We start from the raw sequence: 18,154 nt of genomic DNA, 5'->3' as shown, positions 1-18,154 counted from the left end.
ATAAACAACGGATCGCTTCAACAATAAATTTCCAGAGGATTGAATCGATTTTGAGTTTTCTGTGACCACGTCTACGTCTAGCGAAGGTGTTATCAGAAGCATATCGAGCTTGATAAACGTCATTGATGCTATTTCTTTTAAGCTCACGATAGATCGTACTAGGATGTCTTTTAATGAGTTCAGCAAATTTTCTGGCTGAAAAGCCTTCTTTTCTTGACTCAAGCATTAATGCAGTACGATCTTCAAAGTTAAGATGATGGTATGACAATTTTATATACTCCATAAACCCTTTAAATTAATTAGGTGGTTTATGTCGCACTTCAAGTTTTACTCTGCCAGGTTTGCATACATAAAGTTGGGTTTTTCTTCATTTACTCATGAATCTATTTAAAAATTTTTAATTGAAAAATTTACTAAAGGTGAATTTATAGTTATTAAGTAGCCAATAGATCTAAATGAAATAAATAGGTGATTTACTTAATCTAAATAAATTTTCAGTAAAAATATATAGTATAAATATCATACAGCAAGTTGACCTTTTTGTTCATACTAGCTGGAACTTGATCTCATCCCAGTCTGAATATTCAGCAAGTCATATTGGCAAAATCTTAATTACCAGTAAGTTTCCTGTTTATATCTTGAGCAAAAAGAAGAGGAAACAAGAAGTTATTCTATTTTAATTGGCTTCATCTTGCTCATTTCCTATTTAAAATACTCTTAAAGGCAGTTAGCAGGTTTAGGAATACCAGCAAGACGGCTCAAGTGCCGAGCAACTAGGCCGGTATTAAATTTTTCCTGTAAAAGGGCATTATCAATTAATGGATCATCCAGAGTCTTGATCAGATACTTAATTAGCGGGCGGGTGGCAGGAGAATGCCCATACTGATGGTAAAACTGACGTACGGCTTGTAAGACTCTGAAGTGCCAAGGAGTTAATTCAAGCTCCAGTGATTTTGCCAGTTGCTGAGCAACCTCTTCATTCCACAACGTATAATCGACCAGATGGCCGTCCTGATCCAGTTTAAGATTCATAAAAATAGCCTAAGTATTATTTCAAGCGAATACAACGATTGAATTGCAAAATAATATCTGCAAATTTTAAATAATCAATTAGATCAATAAAATCAGGGAGTTTTTCTATTAAAAGTTCTGTATCAGTTCTTAATATGTAAAGGGAGGCACACTCTTTTAACCACTCGACAGAAAAATACAGCACTGCTTCACCCATAAGGACTATGGTATCTTCAGGACTATAAATTTTCTGTAATTTGCTTAATGCCTGAGGAGCGGAGGAGTAATCTGACTGTACAAGAAAAAGGGTTTTATCTGTCATATATATTACTCGTGAAAATTACCAATACAGAACATGATCAAAAGAGCGGATGAATTCCGCATCAAACTTTACAATTTGAATTTCCTGCTGTGTATTTTTTACAAAAGAAGAGTTTTGGTCTTCTTCCTCTATAAGTACAGGTGTTAAATCATAAAATTCAAAACTATCTAACAGATTTGAAGCAATCTTGAAGGCATGGCGTAACTGGTCAAATTCTAATTTGGAGCGTAATAGAGTGAGAGCTGCATCTTGCAGTAACACTTTGACTTGACAGCCAAAAGTCGCCAAAACCATTGTGGCTGAAAGGCTTTCATGTATCTGTAAACTACCAAGGTTAGGCTGGGTTAATATAACAAGTACAGTTCTCACACAATTCACCTTTTAAAAGCAACAATCTATTGAAAATAACAACTTAGAATTGAATTAAACGTTGAGCAGACTGTACGGCATCTGCCAGTTCACCTAATCCAACCAGTTCAAATCCCTGAGCAAGGTTGTATTGACTGATCTGATGACGCTGTGCATTCTGCTCATCAGTAATGCCACGTGCTAGTGCTGCACTGACACATACCGGTAAGCGAATATTTAGTTTTTGCCACTCGTGAGTCAAACTGCGCTGATCATCTGGTAACCATTGCAAGCTATTGGCTACCATTACACCATCTTGGTAAAAAAATACACGAAAGTTTTCATCTTTAGTTTTTAAGGCCTGAGCAAGACCAAGTGCATGCCAGGCATATATTGAAGTCGGAGCAGAGGTAATTAGTAGTAAGGTACTCATTAAATATTCATTCGGTTTAGATCAGTGATTTGTTTCGATCAGGGTTATGACGGAGCAATACGCATTATCATTTAAGGGTAGTATACAATGATTTTAGTGACTGGTGGTTTAGGCTTTATCGGCTCGCATGTAGTTTTAAACTTGCTAGCTCAAGGGCAAGAGGTCATTATTGTTGATAATCTGGCCAATGCTAATTTGCAAACTCTGGAAAGACTTGAATACATTTTTGGAATGTATGTGCCATTTGTAAAAATTGATGTACGTAATACGCCTGCCCTGAATAAAGTTTTTGAACAGTATTCAGTTGATGCTGTGATTCATGCTGCTGCATTCAAGTCTCTTGAAGAATCTAGATTAAAACCACTTGAATATTACAATGATAATGTCAGTTGTATTATGAGTCTGTTACGTTCAATGCAGCGCACAGGTGTCCGCTCTCTAGTACATTTATCTTCTTTGGCCGTATATGGTAAATCCGGTTTGGATCTCACAGAAGATGAGCCATTTAACTATACCTATCCAAATCCTTATGTTAAATCTCAACAGATGGTTGAAGAGATTATTTATGATACTTATAAAACAGATAATGAATGGAAAATAGCTATTTTAAGGCTGGGTAATGTGGCGGGAGCTTTTGAACACGGAGTTTTAGGTGAATATGTGACACCTTTACCAAAAAACATTATGCCGATGGCTATGCAGGCCGCAGCAATGCAACGGGAATATATTGAATTACAGCGTCATGCAAATACAGAGGATCAGACTGTAGAGCGAAGTTTTTTACATGTACTTGATGCATGTGATGCAATAATTTCTAGTTTGCTCTGGCTGCAAAATCAATATCATTGTTGTGAAGCATTTAATATTGCCGGAGAGAAAGTAGTTTCTATACAAGCTCTATTAGATCAGGTAGCGACTTATACTCAATCAGACATTCGTACCATCGATGCAACCCATAAACTCGATGAGCTTGAACAGTTAGGTGCTAATTTGAATAAAGCTAGAATTCAGCTTCAGTGGGGACCTAAACGCACCTTGAAACAGATGATTGAGGATGAGTGGCGTTTTTATCAGAATACACTACAAGGGCAATAATTAATTTAATAAAAATGATTATTATTTACATAAAGGTGATTATTGCTTAGCATAATAGATTACGAGCAGTTTTAAATGATTGAACCAATATATTCTTAATTCAGTACAAAGATAGAGGACGTTTATGCAAACTCGAATCGAACACGACACTATGGGTGAGGTTGAAGTCTCGAATGAAGCTTTATGGGGAGCTCAAACACAGCGCAGTTTGCAGAACTTTAAAATTGGACAGGAACGTCTGCCGCGTCCTATGATTCGTGCAATGGGGCTGGTTAAAAAGGCGGCAGCAATGACCAATGCCGAACTTGGCCAGATCACAGATGAAATTTCTGGTTATATCGTTGGTGCTGCTGAAGAGGTGATTGAAGGTAAATGGGATGCCCAGTTTCCGCTAGTTGTATGGCAAACTGGCTCAGGCACCCAGAGTAATATGAACTGTAATGAGGTAATTGCCAATATTGCCAACCAGAAATTGGGAAATGCTTTAGGTTCACAAAAGCCGGTTCATCCAAACGATCATGTAAATCGGGCCCAATCTACTAATGATTCATTTCCGACTGCAATTCATGTAGCAGCCAGTTTGCAAATTAATGAACTTCTTATACCGGCGGTCACCAGATTAAAAGATACCTTAGAACGAAAATCTGAAGAATTTAAAGATATTGTTAAGATTGGTCGTACCCATTTGCAGGATGCAACCCCCTTAACGTTAGGTCAAGAATTTAGTGGCTATGTATCACAGTTAGATCATGGATTAAAACGTCTGAATCAGGCTCTTGAAGGATTGTACGAATTGCCACTAGGGGGTACGGCAGTAGGAACAGGTTTAAATGCTCATCCCCAATATGCTGAAAAAGCTGCAACGCGACTGTCACAGTTCACCGGCTTGCCTTTTATCACAGCCCCTAACAAATTTGAGGCTTTGGCAGGCCGTGATGCAGCTGTATTTGCATCAGGTGCTTTAAAGACGCTTGCTACAAGCCTAAACAAGATTGCTAATGATATTCGCTGGCTGGCAAGTGGGCCACGTTGTGGCTTGGGAGAGTTATATATTCCTGAAAATGAACCGGGCTCAAGTATTATGCCTGGAAAAGTGAACCCGACCCAAAGTGAAGCTATGACTATGGTGGTTGCTCAGGTATTGGGCAATGACACTACAATTAATATTGCTGGAGCTTCAGGGAACTTTGAGTTAAATGTTTTTATGCCAGTGATTGCATTCAATTTATTACAATCAATCCAGCTTCTAGGTGATGCATGTAATAGTTTTAATGATAACTGTGCACTAGGTATAGAGCCAAATCGTGAAAAAATAGATTATTTCTTGCATAACTCGCTTATGCTTGTGACGGCTTTAAATCCAGTGATTGGATATGAAAATGCGGCCAAAGTAGCTAAAACAGCTTATAAACAAGGAAAGACACTAAAGCAGGTTGCTGTAGAACTTAATCTGGTCACTGAACAGCAATTTGATGAAGTGGTCAGACCGGAAAAAATGGTTTCACCAAATACTAAGTAATCCAGATAGGATTATTTTCTAGCCAATTAAACATCGGCAGTTTTTACAGGCGAATAAATTCGTCCAATAGGTATTAACTGCTAATGATGATTTTTTTGGATATATATTAATTTCCAAGAAAGATATAACAGCTATTTTTCATAATATTTATATGATTAATTTTACTTAAAAATTTGCTCAAATCGCTACTTGGGAACCTATATAAAATAAATGATTATGATCTGGCTTTGCTGGCTACTTTCCTGTTATTTTAGCCAATAAATAAGCTATAAGAATAAGAGCGGGCTTATTTTTTTATTCATATCAAAGGGAAGATCAATCCCAATATCTGCATCATTTCAGATAAGTTTATGCCTTGAAGTATATATTTCTGTCATTTTTTTGGTTGTATGGCCTGCGAGAGTTTGGACTAATTTTCCAGCTTTCTTATACAAGGGAATGGAAGTATAGGTATTTCATGAAAGCTTGGTAAGTGCCGACTACTTAATCCAAGATATACAATGACTTGCTTAATCGCTGTTAAAAATGTTCTTGATAGATATTGTGTCGTGTGAAGCAGAATTCTTGCTAGATTTAAGGCTTAAAATCCCCAACTTATGTTCGAAGCTTGATAACTCTGCTCAATGTTACCAGCAATTTCTACACTCAGATCATTACACCAATGCCTGTCTAGATGGTGTAAGCCGTACCAAGGGAAAGGGTGCGCATTGAATAGGCAAGCACACCAAAACTAAGAACCATAAAGAAAAGGGTAATAATGCTAGGGGTGAGTTTAATAAAAACTGCTGATAGCTTCATTGAATACACCCAGACAATCTCAGAGATACCTGCAAGAATCAGAATAACCCATGCCATAATCGCTAACTTTAAATAGTGATCAGCTCGTCCCGACAAGTGTAAACTGGTGCAGCTTAGTTTAAAATGCACCAGTAGAAGTCGTCTACTTTGAATATAATAAGTGGACCTTAAAGTAAAACTAATAAGAGAATAGTAAAAGGGGTATTGCTTACTCAATATATGCTTGAATAAAAATAATAAAAACACAGGACTAGTATGGATATAATAACAAGATAATTGAGTTTAGTTAGCCCTAATTTTACTGTTATCTATCCTCTTAACGAAAAGAAAGGTGAGGGTTATTTTTTCATCTAAATTTACTTTTAATTAAAACCGGATAGACACTGTGTCAAATGGCTATGTACAATCTGGGTTGTTGAGATTATTCATGCCACCATTGGATACTTATAATGCTAAGGATAGAACGTATTGATCCCCAATCGAAAGCGTGGCAGGATTTTATTGTATTGTGCTGTGAATATTTTCAGCGTCACTGGCCGACTGTCTACACTAATAATAGTGAAACCAAAATTCAAGAACTGATCTCATCCGATTTGAAGCAACGATTTAGGCAGGGAGATCGAGGATTTTTTATTATGTATCTCAACGATGAACCTGTTGCCATTGCTAATGCCTGGCTTGGCAAAGATGATGATATTATCCTAAATGTTGCAGAGTTTTATGTCCGTGATGAATACCATCGGCATGGTTTTGGAAAAGCGCTATGGCGGAATGTAATAAGTTGGGGGCAGAGTCTTGGCGCCGTTCTTGTCGAACTTGAAACCGATGAGCTTAAACCCGCAAATTTTTTCTGGAAATCTCTAGGACTTACTGTGACTCATACCGCTCCAAGGCTTCGCTATAGCTTGACCCTCGTTAATAAGTAATAGATTAATTATTAACTGTTTATTAGCTCTTAGTTACCTGTATTTGTAAAGCTGAGGTGGCATCCTCATAAATTACAGTTTATTCTATAATCCTTAAAATAGTGCTTATAAGTGTAAATAAAATAGATTTGGTTCAACGCTAGCTAGAAGATCAGCTAATTAACGAATAAGCGAGTCTGGTATTACTCGTTACAGATTACCTTATCTTTCTGAACATAATAGTTTAAGGCAATCTTCATATCTTGAAGGAGTTTAGGCTCAGTATACTCATTTGGTGAGAGCTTTAGTAAAGCCGGTATATACTCATTTTTATAAACAGCAGGGTAGTCTTTACAGATGATCTGGGTGCGCTGTTCCTGTGATGTATTAGGATGATCAAGCTGGTCCAGAAAGTCTGTGATTTTTTTATCTGCCTGATCAAATTCTGTTGTTACTGCAGGTTCATTCGAAGGCTCAGCAGCCATAGGCTGTTCTGGTTGTTTTTGACATGCAGTAATGGTTAAAGTGAAAAGAAGGATAAGGACTACTTCTGTTTTCATCGAGGTTTGTCTTTAATTAAAGCTTGCTAATTATAAATTTTAGTTTGTAAAAAAGAAACTTTAAAAAAATTTATTCTTTGATTTAAAATAAAAATATAGAATTGAATGTGTAAGCTTTTACTGAGATGATTTTTGGACCTCATATCCTGCATAATAAAATCAGAAATCATATGGATGCAAGAGGTGCGGGTTTCTTGAGTATGTTGCTAAGTATCTTTTTATTTAATTTTTCAGAATTCTATTTAAAAGAAAAACCTACCGTTGAAGGTGGAAAGTATTAAGAATATTCAACTTGCTAGAAATTTAGATAGAGGCTGAACCTTATTATAACCAGAAAAAATCATCTATTCTGATTTAGACTAATCATTCTCTAAATCATCAATAATCTTATTGAATGAAATATCACTATTAAGGTTTTTAGTCTCAATCATTTTCTGGATTGAGCATTCTTCTTATTTTATCCGCTTTAATATAATCAATAAATGTCGCATGGTGAGCAAAGTTGAAATCATATTTCTATCCTAAATGTCCTATAAGTTTAGGACTAACTTCAATAGATGAAAACTTTCTTTAAAAAACCACTCTTATAGAAGTTAAAATATCCTCTATAGCTTGAAGTCTTCTAGACCTATATTGGTAATTAATTAGTTTACTAAGAAGTTCAGTATACTCAATAACTTTAAAGTCGAGTTGTTTAATGGAGAATCCTGCCATTAGATAACCATTTTCAATAAATGTAGATTTGTGTGATTTACAGAAATATTTAATCTTATCTAGAGCATTAAACTTATCAAAATATAAAGATTCTTCAAAGAGGAAAAAATTAGAGAAAAAGTAAAGCCGCAACTCCCCCGCAAGCGGTTCTATTAGACCATTTGACCTGGTTTACAAATTGATATTTTTAGCAAAAAGTTGAAGCCAATTTTGCCATTTATCAAATTCTCTGCTAATTCATAAATATCAATACTTAACTCTTATAAAAAACTGACTTGTATTCCTTTTTTAGGAAAATCTAAGCAGCATTACTAGAGTACTGTGTCTAACACGCTCTCTTATTTAGTTATTTTCTATCCTAATATTCGTCATTCTCTATCATCCATCAGCTTTCTAAAGTCTGAGTCCGGAAACTCAATCACATGTAGGCACTTACCATATAGACGTAAATAATATTCGCGTACAGTAGGCTTATGGTACTTTTCCTGGTCTTCTGAGGCTTCGACCTCGGCTATGTACTTCATAAGCTCAAAAGCCACTTGTTCTTTTGCCGTATGGCAAATTTCAGATTTGGTGGTCATTCTTTTTATTCTCCATAAATATTGAAATAGTATAGCTTCACAATTAACAGGTTTTATTGACTATTTATATGTCGATTATAATTTTATTATGCCGAATATTTGAACATTTAACACCCGAAATTTAACTACCATCTTTATAGATGAGATTTGCCAAACCCCGCCAATCACCTTGAATTGTTGTTCTTCTATTTCCTCAGCAGTTAATAAAACTTCTAGTACTTCGTAATAGTATCCGAAACAATCCTGACTGCACTCATCGGCAGAGGTTGTAAAGCCCAACATGACTAAATTTGCGCACATTGATCATAAAAAGAGAATGATGTGAGATGTCTAGCTAATTAATAAACACTAGAGCGTAATACATGCAAGAGTAACCCCCCCAACTGAGGGCTTTTTATAAGTTCAATCATTGGCCAAATAACATTGAATTAGTTGGCATAATTGCTAAAATGCAAACTGCTTTTTAACACTGTTTTGCAATTATTTTGCTAAAGTTTTGCTGGGTAAAATTTAAGCCATTATAAAACAGTAACTTATTTGTGGAAATTTTTAATGCTCGATATTTATTTAACAGATGTTCAGAAACAAGTGCAATTTAAGGATTATCCAGGTGAACATCCAGTTAAATTTATTCTGAATTTTAAAAAGATCTTTCCTAGCGTGATGGAGCTGATTTTACCCGTTTTACCGGATGATGAAGATCTGGAAAAAATGACTTGGGAATCAACAACCCAGGATTTTGAACTATTCAAGAAACTTTTGAATGGCTGGGGAATCATTGAGCTGCGTTTAGGTGCTATTGCCAAATTTAAAGATAAAAAATTTGCAGATCAGTTAGTTAAAAAGACCCAAGCAAAACGTAAAGCTTTATCATTAGAGCATCCTGATTTATCAGATATAGATTTAGATTATCTATTTATGCATGAAATCCATGCTTTGATTGATGCCGAATTGGTAGAAGTGGGTGAAAAATTTTATTTACCTGTTTTACGTGATAGCTGGAAATCACTTGTTTCAGACCGGGTTTTAATGGCAAAGCTATAATTTAAAAATGATTGAGAAAGGATAGCAACAGCTATCCTTCTTATTTAAAGATAATTTATTCTTAAAATCAGAATAGAAAAATATTCTATAAGTTTACTGTTTTAAATGGTGCGCGTACCTTGCGATCATGCAGCAGATAATATAGGACAACACAAATAAGGGCCAGAAGACTACTTATAAAATATAACTGCGAGTAGTTTATATATTCCAGTAATTTTCCGAGTATATAAGGCCCAAATCCCAACCCTGCATCCAGAAAAATGAAAAAGGTTGAGGTAGCAAGCCCCATGCGGTCTAAACTGGTACTTTTAACAGCAATGGTCTGACACACTGACTGAATATTTCCAAAACCTAATCCTAGTAAAACCGCACAAATTAGCAGCATACTTGCAGTTTGAACTTGGCTCAGCAAGAACAAGCCGAATGCTAAAATTAAAATAGCCGGATACATGATGATATTTTCACCTCTTCGGTCCATTAAAGGGCCAGTAAAAGGACGAGAAAATAGTATCGCTAATGCATACATCAGGAAAAAAATAGAAGCCGCCTTAGCCAGATCTAAACTTTTTGCATAAAAATTAATAAAGGAAAGAACACCTGAATAGCAGACTGATGTTAATAGTACAATAATGGCAATCGGCACAGCACGCGGCTCAATAAACTGTGTAATCCAGCTAGATTTTGGAGGTGGAGCTGTTGCTGTTTCCTGTCTGCTTACTAAGTTGGGCATTTTTATACCTAGAGCAGTAAACAGGCAGCAGAATGCAATTATGCTTGAGAATATAAAAATTACATTATAATCAAAATTTAAACTAAGCCAGATTCCTAGAAATGGTCCGATAGCAGTGCCCAAGGTGCTGCTCATACTATAATAACCAATACCTTCACCACGGCGAGACACTGGTAAAATCTGTGCAATCAGGGTTCCTAGAACAGTAGAAGCTACACCCATTGTGAAACCATGAATAGCACGTACAAATAGTAAAAAGCCAATACCATATTCTATAAAATAAAGGCCAGAAAACAGGAAAAATCCACTCAGGCCAGTAAGCAAAGTAAGCCTGTGTCCAAATCGAGATAAAAATTTTCCAATCAGCAGGCGCCCAAATAAGGTTCCTACAATATAAAGACCAGAAATCAGACCTGCCTGTGCGGTGGAAGCACCTAGTTCAGCGACTGCATAACCTACAATAACCACTATTAGAAGATAGAAAACCAGAATAAGCTGAAAGTTAATAGCACTGGCCAGAATAAAATTTCGGGTCCATAAGGGAGCACTGTCTTTCATATTGCACCTCTTTTGGAGTCTTGAAGTTGCTTCAACACTAATTCCAACGTGGCTCTTACAAGGGCCAGTTGTTCTGGTTCAATGTGCCGAATTAATGAATATTCAAATTGATCAATACAACTGCTGCATTGTTCAAACAGGGACAAGCCTTTTGAAGATAAAGTTAGCATTTTTTGCCGTTTATCTTCTGTATCAATTTGCTCCAGAAGCTCAAGCTCTATCAATATGTGTATTCGCTTTGCAACAGCAGGCTTGGAGATATTTAAATATTCAGCAATATCAATTGAGGTACATGAATGTTTAAAGTGAATGGTATGTAGTACCTGCCATAATGAATAATTCAAGCTGTAAGGTTCAAGAATGGTATTAATCTGATCACTCATCAATCTAGCCGAAACCAAAAGTGCAGAACGAAAAGTAGGAAGATTAGACATATAGTTAACTAGGGTAACTAAAATCTGATAATATAGTTCCGAGTTCAGTAAGAATCAAGGTCCTACTACATATCTGTTATAAGTTGTGTTTGGAAAGGTATTAAAAACAGACCACATTAAGTTTTTAACTCAGGCCACTTTTAAAATATGTTTTTATAAACTATAGTAAGGAAAGAGTGAAAGCATACACAAAAAGTTGGAATTATTTTTCAATGTTTTTCATGCTTTAGCTTATCAATCGGAAACCCGTTCAGGTCGAGATTAAGCTTTGCTATTACGTGCTGGATTGTTGCTGGCCTTGGCAACAGTATGTTTACAGATTGCAGTATTCTTGCAGCCATTATTACCGCAGCGATATCAGGTTGCGCCAGTCTGTGAGAAAATTACTCATGTATTACTTGCGCCTCCGCACCAGCATGAGCTGTATTTTTCTTTGGATGACACATCACAGCACCGGTTTCTCTCTGATTCCTCAGTTTATGATCATGACAGCAGTCACCATGATCCTAATCATCAATGCCAGTACTGTACAGTCTATGGAAATCTAGTTCTTCCCCCTTATTTAGATTTTAAAGAAATCCTGATTCGTATACAGATTCGTCTCATTACACTTGAACAATTATTTCGGCATATCTATTTTAGTCTGCAAAGACTGTTCCTGCTTCCGCAGGGACGAGCGCCTCCTTTATATATTCCTGTCTAAATCATTAACTTAAACTTTAGGGTAATCATTACTCTAGACCAGTTTTATCTAAATTTAGAAAGAGAATAGTTATGTTATTACTATCTTCAGACGATACAGTACGGCAAGTTAAATCTATCGCATGGATTATTACCAATATCTTGCGTACAAAACAAAACATAAAGCCACATGCTTCTTTTGAACAATCTCAGTACTGTGAATTGATAAGCTTCTTTAAGCTCCAACCTCAACTTGTGCTTAACAATAACAATACAGTGCTCTGTAGAATAATATAGGTGAAGTAATGGACTTAGGTTTAACAGCGCTTGAGCTTGCACGAATACAATTTGCCTTTACGGTTTCTTTTCATATCATTTTCCCCTCAATTACCATTGGGCTGGCAAGCTTTCTTGCTGTACTCGAATGGAGATGGTTGAGAACCCGAAATCCAATTTTTCAAGATCTTTACAAGTTCTGGATTAAGATTTTTGCTGTAGCATTCGGTATGGGCGTAGTGTCCGGTATCGTAATGAGTTATCAATTTGGTACCAACTGGAGTGAATTCTCACGTTTTGCAGGTGGTGTCACCGGGCCATTGCTGACCTATGAAGTGTTAACCGCATTTTTCCTTGAAGCTGGTTTCTTGGGTATTATGTTGTTTGGCTGGGGCAGGGTTGGTCCTAAAGCCCATTTCTTTGCCACTCTTATGGTCGCTCTAGGTACCTGTATCTCAATGTTCTGGATTCTGTCTTCCAATAGCTGGATGCAGACACCTGCGGGCTATGCTATTGAAAATGGCATCATTGTACCGCAAGACTGGCTAGCGATTATATTTAACCCCTCATTTCCATACCGTTTATTCCATATGGGAATGGCAGCTTTTCTGGTCTCAGCTTTACTGGTCTGTGCAACTGCAGCATGGCATCTGTTAAAGGGCCGTCGCGATGCTATGGTAAAAACTTCTTTCTCTATGGCACTCTGGATGTTGCTGGTGCTTGCCCCATTACAGATTTTCATTGGCGATATGCACGGTCTGAATACTTTGAAGCATCAGCCAGCAAAGATTGCCGCAATGGAAGGACATTGGGAAACCAACCATAATGAAGGCATGCCACTTTACCTGTTCGGTATTCCAGACATGGCAGCAGAAGAAACCAAATATGCGGTCGGTATTCCCAACCTAGGTAGCTTAATCCTGACTCACAGTATGGATGGTACCGTAAAAGGCCTCAAGGATTTTGCTCCAGAAGATCGTCCAAATTCTCTGATTGTATTTTGGAGTTTCCGGATTATGGTCGGTCTGGGCATATTAATGCTGTTACTGGCTTTAGGAGGGCTACTGCTACGTAAAGGTGGTCGTTTATATGAAAATAGAGGGCTACAATATTTTGCTTTAGTAATGGGACCGGCGGGATTTATAGCGCTGCTTGCTGGCTGGTTTACAACAGAAGTAGGGCGTCAGCCTTGGGTAGTATATGGCGTTATGCGGACTGCAGATGGCTTGTCGCCTGTACCGGCAAGTCAAGTGGGTCTGACACTAATCATTTTTGTAGTGGTTTATACGGTGGTATTTGGAATCGGCATTTATTATATGCTGCGTCTGATGCATAAAGGTCCGGAATTTGTTCATGCAGATCCTGTCGATCATGGCGGACCGGGTCATTTTAAAACACCAATGCGCCCACTTAGTGCGGCTACTGAAAAAACAGACACAACCGATCAAGATACAAAGGAGAAACATCATGATTGATTTATCTCTGATCTGGGTAGCCATTATTGGCTTGGGTGTATTGATGTATGTAGTAATGGATGGATTCGATCTGGGCATTGGTATCATGTTTCCCTTTATTCAAGGGGAACAGGAACGCGATGTAATGATGAATACCGTAGCTCCCGTTTGGGATGGCAATGAAACCTGGATGGTGCTCGGTGGTGCCGGGTTATTCGCAGCATTTCCAATAGTCTATTCCGCCGTGCTGTCTGCATTATATATGCCCATAATTTTGATGGTTGTGTTTTTGGTTTTTCGCGGAGTGGCATTCGAGTTTCGCTTTAAAGCTAACCGGACAAAACATTTTTGGGACAAATCATTCATTTTAGGCTCTTTGCTGTCAAGTTTTTTCCAGGGTGTGATCTTGGGTGCGTACATTCAGGGAATTAAAATTGCAGATGGCCGATATATAGGTGGTGCATTAGACTGGCTAACGCCATTTTCTCTGTTCACTGGAGTAGGTGTGGTCGTAATGTACGCAACTCTGGGCTGCGGTTGGCTCATTATGAAAACTGATCATGATCTACAGCAGAAAATGTTTCATTTAATGCCAAAAATGCTAATCGCTTTACTGGTTATCTTTGCAGCTATTAGTTTATATACACCTTTTGCTCAGCCACTTATAGCAGAGCGCTGGTTTACTCAGCCGTATTTAACCTACTTCAGTCCGGTACCAATTCTTGTAGTAATCTTCACAGTTCTTGCTTTACGTGCTGTCAAGAAACAAAATGAACATAAGCCATTTATTTTTACTCTAGCGCTGGTTTTTCTGGCTTTCACTGGCTTCCTGATCAGTCTATGGCCTTACATTATTCCTTATGACGTAACGATCTGGCAGGCAGCAGCCCCACATAGCAGCCAGCTGTTTACATTGGTGGGCGCTGTAATTCTTATTCCGATTATTCTGGCTTATACCGGCTTGGCATATTGGGTATTCCGCCATAAAGTTCGGGTAGGAGATGAAGGCTACCACTAACTAGAAGGAGGTTATAATGAAGCTTTCAGAAAAGCAGTGGTTTGCAGTGTTATGGCTGGCGGGATTTTTCAGTCTGGTTTTAGTGGCCGGTCTATTTCGTGTCTTAATACAGCTTGCCTATTAATTGTACAGTTGGCAGTATGGTATTAAAAAGTGGTCTGTTTAAAACAGACCACTTCCATTTAGTGCTTCAGACCACTTTCCCAGCAGTCTTCTCTATAGTGAAGCAGTAATATTTAAGGCCGATATTTTTGGAATAAGTATGACTCCTTTGCTTGACCGAATTCTTCAGACGTTTCAAGCTACAGCTTCCGATCTTGATACTGTACTTCCTTTTTTTAATACCACTTCTGGCCAGATGATGGAGCAGAGTTTAGGCTATGCTATCTATCAGCGCCAGAATTTTCCTGAATCTTGTGAATATGTACATATAGCCCAAATTGAAAATAAGCAGGAAAATATAGCTTATCTTTTTTCTCCATTTATTCTTGCTGTTCTCCAGTACAAGACAAGTTGTTATTTACCTGTAAGCTCCGAGTTATGGTTAGGTCATTATTTAAATATAGATAATCTTCATTTTATAAAACAAGAAAAATCTCTGGATGAAATGGGACTTTTTATTCAGATAGCACCACAGCAGTTAAACAGTGTGCAAACCAAGCTATACAGCCTATTAAGAGCTTTTCTTGATCCGAAACTTAGACAGCTGATTTTTATTGACCTTCAAAATTACGATGATAAAAATCTGAAAATGTTAGAGCAATCTCTGCATGCGAAGATTATCTATCTGCCGTTTTCTAGTAGTAAACTGCAAATAACCAGGTCAAGCTTAGCTGGCTTATTAGGTAAGAAAAAAACTCAGTCGGCGGCAGAAATATGTGAGCTCATTGCTGAGACCAATGCAGAATTACTTAGTACCTTAAATAATAGCCTAAGTATTAATAATAATTTAAAGCTTATTCAAGACCTACTATATAGCGAACATATTCTGGAAAAAATATCTGTTTATGAAGAATTTATAGACACTATTTTTAAACATAAAACCGAATTAACCAAGAGAGCCTCTTATGTCTAAAAAATCCTCCTCCAAGTTTCCTATTATTACAGTACTGATCAGTATTTTACTTGGCTGTATGTTTTTAGGATTCTTTTATCTGGCTGTTACTCAGGAACCGGAATATATGCCTTCATATCAGAAAAAAATGGCGAATCAGTGATAGCATTATAAAATAGTAGCCTCAGTAAATCTGGGGCTTGTTTCAGGTGACTAATGAATAATAATGAGTTTCTCCAGCGCGTTAAAAATGGGCTCAAACATAGCTCCGAAAGGCAGCTTACTCTTAAAGTCTTTCAGGTCATTAAGAATTTTTTACAAGAATCAGATTATATTCAGGAATTTAAGTTTCCCTCTAGCCGCTTCCTTTCTGAAAGTTTGGGGATTTCACGGGATACTATTGAAAAAGCGTACGAACTTTTAGAAAACGAAAAGCTGGTATATCGGGTCAAGGGTAAAGGGACTTTTAGTATTCCTTCTCAAATTCCACGTACTATTCAGGAAGAAAGCAACTTCAGCTTGCCTGAACAATTGATTCAACTGGAGACTCTATTTTTTGACCAAAATCTGGATTTTTTCGCAGATGGTATGCCAGAGGTACGAAATTTTCCGTTTAAAAAATGGTATGACACCGAAAAACTGGCTTTAGAGCAGAACGGATTAAATATCTTTTTAAAAGATAATACTCAAGGTCTTCCATTACTCAGACAGGAAATCGCCAATCTGGTTAATACACAGCGTCATAGCCGGGTACAACCAGAAAATATACTGATCGTAAATAGTACACAGCAGGCATTATATTTATGCGGACGAGTATTATTTCACCCTAATGACCGGGTAATCATGGAAAATCCTTACTATTCCAATGCCAGTCATCTTTTTAAAATGTTGGGGCTAAATATACACTATTGTGATATTGATGCCCAAGGTTTAATGATTGAGCACTGCCATCATTTAGCTGATATTAAAGCTATTTATGTGACACCGGCAAGCCAGTATCCCACTGGAATACAAATGAGTATGCAGCGCAAAAAAGAAATTGTGGCATACGCCCGGCAGCAGAATAGTTTTATTATTGAAGATGATTATGATGCCCTACTTTTAAATAGATCTGAAAATGATGCAATACTGGGTCTGGATTCCTATCAGCGCACTATTTATATCGGGTCTTTTAGCAAATATATATTACCAAGCCTGCGTATGTCTTACATGATTTTGCCCAGTGCACTGGTAGATGCCTTTACTCGTTATCGGAACTATATAGATGGCAGTGCACCTTCCCAGTATTTTCAAACCATTCTTGGGAAATTTATGCAGCGGGGTTATTACGCTGAATACCTTACTCAAATGCAGCGGATCTATCACGAGCGTTATGAAGCCTTTATTTTTTATTTTCATCAGTATTTAAGTGAATTTTGTTTTATCCATGAGCATTCGCCTGCAATGCAGGTTGCCTGTTACTTTAAAGAAAATTTACCTGATGAACTTGAGGAAAGTCTTGTCCAGGCGGCAGCACTCAAGAATATTAGTTTGACTCGTTTAAGTCAGTTTTATGCACAGCATCCGAACTATGGTTTTGTACTGGGGTTCAGCTCACTGAACCCGACAGAAATTAAGTCATGTATGCTGCAACTGCATGGCCTGATTACGACAGAACTGAAGCGAGTGAATAATATTATTGTTCCCTAGGAAAACAGATTAAAAATTTCATTCCTTAAAAACTGATGTCTTATATTTTTATCTAGATCTTTATGCCAATACATTGCCAGATTTAAGGTTGGCAGTTCGAAGGGTAACTCATATACTTGCACCTGTTTTGAGTAGTGAAGATTTTCTAATATATTTTTTGGAATAGTTAATATGAACTGATCACTCTGTTCCAAAACCTGTAGGGCAGTAGAATAATTCTGGCAGCGCAGAAAAATTTTACGGACCAGTTCCTGACGGTTTAAATAAATATCTTCCAGCAATACACCATTACGCCGTGATGACACACCAATATGCTGGGCCGAAAAGTATAACTCTTTAGACATTTCAGGTAGCTGTGTACATACTACAAAGCGGTCTTCAACCAGCCTTTTATTGCAAAGTTTTTGTCCAAAATCCTGTTCGAGATCAATGACAAAATCAGTTTGTTGTGTAGCAAGATCACTAATAATCATTTTTCGGTCAAGTTTACTGCTCAAAAATTCAATATCGCTGTTCAGCTTCTGAAAATGATGAATCAGTTTGGGGAAAATTAAAGGCTCGATTTCATCGTGAATAGCGATCTTTAAATTGTGAACCATGCCGGCATCAAAATTTTGATACTGAAGGACTGAAATTCCCTGAAGCGCCAGTAAGGCATTTTTGATAGGTAAATAGATTTGCTCGGCAAAAGGAGTAGGCCGCATCCTCGTTCCGCTACGTATAAACAGTTCATTTTTTAAATGTAATCGTAACCGTTGCAACGCATGGCTTGCTGCAGACTGGCTGATGCATAGAACTTGGGCTGCCTTGGAGATACTTTTTTGCTCATAAACTGCAATGAAAAGAGGATATAAGTTGATATCAATATGATGAAAAATGGCAATGTCGAGATAGTTTTCTTTATGAATTTCATGCATATTTAAGTATTGA

General features: G+C 37.3%; 21 protein-coding genes and 1 pseudogene. 11 read left to right on the top strand and 11 right to left on the bottom strand.

What is annotated here, in order from left to right; genetic code table 11:
• The 5 genes from N518_RS16770 to tusD all read right to left on the bottom strand — a co-directional run.
• Window positions 1–226: helix-turn-helix domain-containing protein (locus tag N518_RS16770; RefSeq protein ID WP_240489316.1), on the bottom strand; the 226-nt coding region annotated here is incomplete at its 3' end.
• 491 nt (window positions 227–717) lie between these two features.
• Entirely contained in the window at window positions 718–1,032 is a 315-nt protein-coding gene (locus N518_RS0109920; RefSeq protein ID WP_005025762.1) for a TusE/DsrC/DsvC family sulfur relay protein, read from the bottom strand.
• A gap of 16 nt (window positions 1,033–1,048) precedes the next feature.
• Window positions 1,049–1,333 carry a hypothetical protein gene (locus N518_RS0109915; RefSeq protein ID WP_005025764.1) on the bottom strand — a complete coding sequence of 95 codons (285 nt, stop codon included), beginning with the start codon at window positions 1,331–1,333 and terminating at the stop codon, window positions 1,049–1,051.
• Between the two features lie 18 nt (window positions 1,334–1,351).
• On the bottom strand, window positions 1,352–1,702 hold the full coding sequence (locus N518_RS0109910; RefSeq protein WP_005025766.1) for a hypothetical protein: 351 nt from the start codon (window positions 1,700–1,702) through the stop codon (window positions 1,352–1,354).
• A 43-nt stretch (window positions 1,703–1,745) separates the two neighbouring features.
• Window positions 1,746–2,114, bottom strand: coding sequence for a sulfurtransferase complex subunit TusD (gene tusD, locus N518_RS0109905; RefSeq protein ID WP_005014468.1), 369 nt, complete (start codon window positions 2,112–2,114; stop codon window positions 1,746–1,748).
• A gap of 87 nt (window positions 2,115–2,201) precedes the next feature.
• Here tusD and N518_RS0109900 point away from each other — a divergent pair, with 87 nt between their 5' ends.
• The gene (locus N518_RS0109900; protein WP_005025768.1) at window positions 2,202–3,209 is read left to right on the top strand and encodes an NAD-dependent epimerase/dehydratase family protein; all 1,008 of its coding nucleotides are present in this window, start codon (window positions 2,202–2,204) and stop codon (window positions 3,207–3,209) included.
• Between the two features lie 124 nt (window positions 3,210–3,333).
• Window positions 3,334–4,728 (top strand): class II fumarate hydratase, encoded by a 1,395-nt coding sequence (fumC, locus tag N518_RS0109895; RefSeq protein ID WP_005025770.1) that lies wholly within the window; start codon window positions 3,334–3,336, stop codon window positions 4,726–4,728.
• Window positions 4,729–5,400: 672 nt separating this feature from the next.
• Here the strand turns inward: fumC and N518_RS16210 are convergent.
• Window positions 5,401–5,583 (bottom strand): annotated as a pseudogene (locus N518_RS16210) (DMT family transporter); the annotation flags it as partial.
• 392 nt (window positions 5,584–5,975) lie between these two features.
• On the opposite strand from N518_RS16210, the gene N518_RS0109885 reads away from it, so the two are divergent.
• Window positions 5,976–6,452, top strand: coding sequence for a GNAT family N-acetyltransferase (locus N518_RS0109885; RefSeq protein WP_005025772.1), 477 nt, complete (start codon window positions 5,976–5,978; stop codon window positions 6,450–6,452).
• A gap of 182 nt (window positions 6,453–6,634) precedes the next feature.
• Here N518_RS0109885 and N518_RS0109880 read toward each other — a convergent pair whose 3' ends face one another.
• On the bottom strand, window positions 6,635–6,991 hold the full coding sequence (locus N518_RS0109880; protein ID WP_005025774.1) for a hypothetical protein: 357 nt from the start codon (window positions 6,989–6,991) through the stop codon (window positions 6,635–6,637).
• Between the two features lie 1,082 nt (window positions 6,992–8,073).
• Complete coding sequence (locus tag N518_RS0109870) at window positions 8,074–8,286, bottom strand: hypothetical protein (RefSeq protein WP_005014460.1); 213 nt, start codon at window positions 8,284–8,286, stop codon at window positions 8,074–8,076.
• 552 nt (window positions 8,287–8,838) lie between these two features.
• Between N518_RS0109870 and N518_RS0109860 the strand changes: the two genes are divergently transcribed.
• A complete protein-coding gene (locus tag N518_RS0109860; protein WP_005025778.1) occupies window positions 8,839–9,330 on the top strand; it encodes a hypothetical protein in 492 nt (163 codons plus the stop codon).
• A gap of 85 nt (window positions 9,331–9,415) precedes the next feature.
• Here N518_RS0109860 and N518_RS0109855 read toward each other — a convergent pair whose 3' ends face one another.
• Together N518_RS0109855 and N518_RS0109850 are read right to left on the bottom strand one after the other, a co-directional pair.
• Window positions 9,416–10,618: an MFS transporter gene (locus N518_RS0109855; RefSeq protein WP_005025782.1), complete on the bottom strand. Its 1,203-nt coding sequence runs from the start codon at window positions 10,616–10,618 to the stop codon at window positions 9,416–9,418.
• The gene (locus N518_RS0109850; RefSeq protein ID WP_005025784.1) at window positions 10,615–11,052 is read right to left on the bottom strand and encodes a MarR family winged helix-turn-helix transcriptional regulator; all 438 of its coding nucleotides are present in this window, start codon (window positions 11,050–11,052) and stop codon (window positions 10,615–10,617) included. The genes N518_RS0109855 and N518_RS0109850 overlap by 4 nt, the downstream gene beginning before the upstream one ends.
• A 268-nt stretch (window positions 11,053–11,320) precedes the next feature.
• Between N518_RS0109850 and N518_RS0109845 the strand changes: the two genes are divergently transcribed.
• The 7 genes from N518_RS0109845 (at window position 11,321) to N518_RS0109815 (ending at window position 17,224) form a co-directional block, all read left to right on the top strand.
• A complete protein-coding gene (locus N518_RS0109845) occupies window positions 11,321–11,755 on the top strand; it encodes a hypothetical protein (protein ID WP_005025787.1) in 435 nt (144 codons plus the stop codon).
• Window positions 11,756–12,038: 283 nt separating this feature from the next.
• Window positions 12,039–13,484 carry a cytochrome ubiquinol oxidase subunit I gene (locus tag N518_RS0109840; RefSeq protein WP_005014452.1) on the top strand — a complete coding sequence of 482 codons (1,446 nt, stop codon included), beginning with the start codon at window positions 12,039–12,041 and terminating at the stop codon, window positions 13,482–13,484.
• A complete protein-coding gene (gene cydB, locus N518_RS0109835; protein WP_005025790.1) occupies window positions 13,477–14,481 on the top strand; it encodes a cytochrome d ubiquinol oxidase subunit II in 1,005 nt (334 codons plus the stop codon). Before N518_RS0109840 ends, cydB begins: the two co-directional genes overlap by 8 nt.
• A 16-nt stretch (window positions 14,482–14,497) precedes the next feature.
• On the top strand, window positions 14,498–14,605 hold the full coding sequence (locus N518_RS17100) for a hypothetical protein (RefSeq protein ID WP_005014449.1): 108 nt from the start codon (window positions 14,498–14,500) through the stop codon (window positions 14,603–14,605).
• 138 nt (window positions 14,606–14,743) lie between these two features.
• On the top strand, window positions 14,744–15,556 hold the full coding sequence (locus tag N518_RS0109825; RefSeq protein WP_005025792.1) for a hypothetical protein: 813 nt from the start codon (window positions 14,744–14,746) through the stop codon (window positions 15,554–15,556).
• Window positions 15,549–15,698 carry a hypothetical protein gene (locus N518_RS17225; RefSeq protein WP_005014443.1) on the top strand — a complete coding sequence of 50 codons (150 nt, stop codon included), beginning with the start codon at window positions 15,549–15,551 and terminating at the stop codon, window positions 15,696–15,698. The genes N518_RS0109825 and N518_RS17225 overlap by 8 nt, the downstream gene beginning before the upstream one ends.
• Window positions 15,699–15,751: 53 nt before the next feature.
• The gene (locus N518_RS0109815) at window positions 15,752–17,224 is read left to right on the top strand and encodes a PLP-dependent aminotransferase family protein (RefSeq protein WP_026444192.1); all 1,473 of its coding nucleotides are present in this window, start codon (window positions 15,752–15,754) and stop codon (window positions 17,222–17,224) included.
• Here the strand turns inward: N518_RS0109815 and N518_RS0109810 are convergent.
• Window positions 17,221–18,141: a LysR family transcriptional regulator gene (locus N518_RS0109810; RefSeq protein WP_026444191.1), complete on the bottom strand. Its 921-nt coding sequence runs from the start codon at window positions 18,139–18,141 to the stop codon at window positions 17,221–17,223. The two genes, N518_RS0109815 and N518_RS0109810, sit on opposite strands and share 4 nt — an antisense overlap.
• Window positions 18,142–18,154: the final 13 nt, after the last annotated feature.

Origin of the sequence: Acinetobacter sp. UNC436CL71CviS28, from assembly GCF_000620525.1 — a bacterium.
GTDB classification, from domain to species: domain Bacteria; phylum Pseudomonadota; class Gammaproteobacteria; order Pseudomonadales; family Moraxellaceae; genus Acinetobacter; species Acinetobacter radioresistens.
Note: the sequence above shows the minus strand (reverse complement) of the source record. Positions and strands in the feature narration are given on the sequence as shown.

Excerpts from the sequence above, each read along its gene's own strand:
- N518_RS17225 (WP_005014443.1), top strand. The coding sequence starts at position 15,549 with ATGTCTAAAAAATCCTCCTCCAAGTTTCCTATTATTACAGTACTGATC.
- N518_RS17100 (WP_005014449.1), top strand. The coding sequence starts at position 14,498 with ATGAAGCTTTCAGAAAAGCAGTGGTTTGCAGTGTTATGGCTGGCGGGA.
- N518_RS0109855 (WP_005025782.1), bottom strand. The coding sequence starts at position 10,618 with ATGAAAGACAGTGCTCCCTTATGGACCCGAAATTTTATTCTGGCCAGT.
- N518_RS0109880 (WP_005025774.1), bottom strand. The coding sequence starts at position 6,991 with ATGAAAACAGAAGTAGTCCTTATCCTTCTTTTCACTTTAACCATTACT.
- N518_RS0109885 (WP_005025772.1), top strand. The coding sequence starts at position 5,976 with ATGCTAAGGATAGAACGTATTGATCCCCAATCGAAAGCGTGGCAGGAT.
- N518_RS0109860 (WP_005025778.1), top strand. The coding sequence starts at position 8,839 with ATGCTCGATATTTATTTAACAGATGTTCAGAAACAAGTGCAATTTAAG.
- N518_RS0109825 (WP_005025792.1), top strand. The coding sequence starts at position 14,744 with ATGACTCCTTTGCTTGACCGAATTCTTCAGACGTTTCAAGCTACAGCT.
- N518_RS0109840 (WP_005014452.1), top strand. The coding sequence starts at position 12,039 with ATGGACTTAGGTTTAACAGCGCTTGAGCTTGCACGAATACAATTTGCC.
- N518_RS0109815 (WP_026444192.1), top strand. The coding sequence starts at position 15,752 with ATGAATAATAATGAGTTTCTCCAGCGCGTTAAAAATGGGCTCAAACAT.
- N518_RS0109920 (WP_005025762.1), bottom strand. The coding sequence starts at position 1,032 with ATGAATCTTAAACTGGATCAGGACGGCCATCTGGTCGATTATACGTTG.
- N518_RS0109870 (WP_005014460.1), bottom strand. The coding sequence starts at position 8,286 with ATGACCACCAAATCTGAAATTTGCCATACGGCAAAAGAACAAGTGGCT.
- N518_RS0109810 (WP_026444191.1), bottom strand. The coding sequence starts at position 18,141 with ATGCATGAAATTCATAAAGAAAACTATCTCGACATTGCCATTTTTCAT.
- fumC (WP_005025770.1), top strand. The coding sequence starts at position 3,334 with ATGCAAACTCGAATCGAACACGACACTATGGGTGAGGTTGAAGTCTCG.
- N518_RS0109850 (WP_005025784.1), bottom strand. The coding sequence starts at position 11,052 with ATGTCTAATCTTCCTACTTTTCGTTCTGCACTTTTGGTTTCGGCTAGA.
- cydB (WP_005025790.1), top strand. The coding sequence starts at position 13,477 with ATGATTGATTTATCTCTGATCTGGGTAGCCATTATTGGCTTGGGTGTA.
- tusD (WP_005014468.1), bottom strand. The coding sequence starts at position 2,114 with ATGAGTACCTTACTACTAATTACCTCTGCTCCGACTTCAATATATGCC.
- N518_RS0109915 (WP_005025764.1), bottom strand. The coding sequence starts at position 1,333 with ATGACAGATAAAACCCTTTTTCTTGTACAGTCAGATTACTCCTCCGCT.
- N518_RS0109900 (WP_005025768.1), top strand. The coding sequence starts at position 2,202 with ATGATTTTAGTGACTGGTGGTTTAGGCTTTATCGGCTCGCATGTAGTT.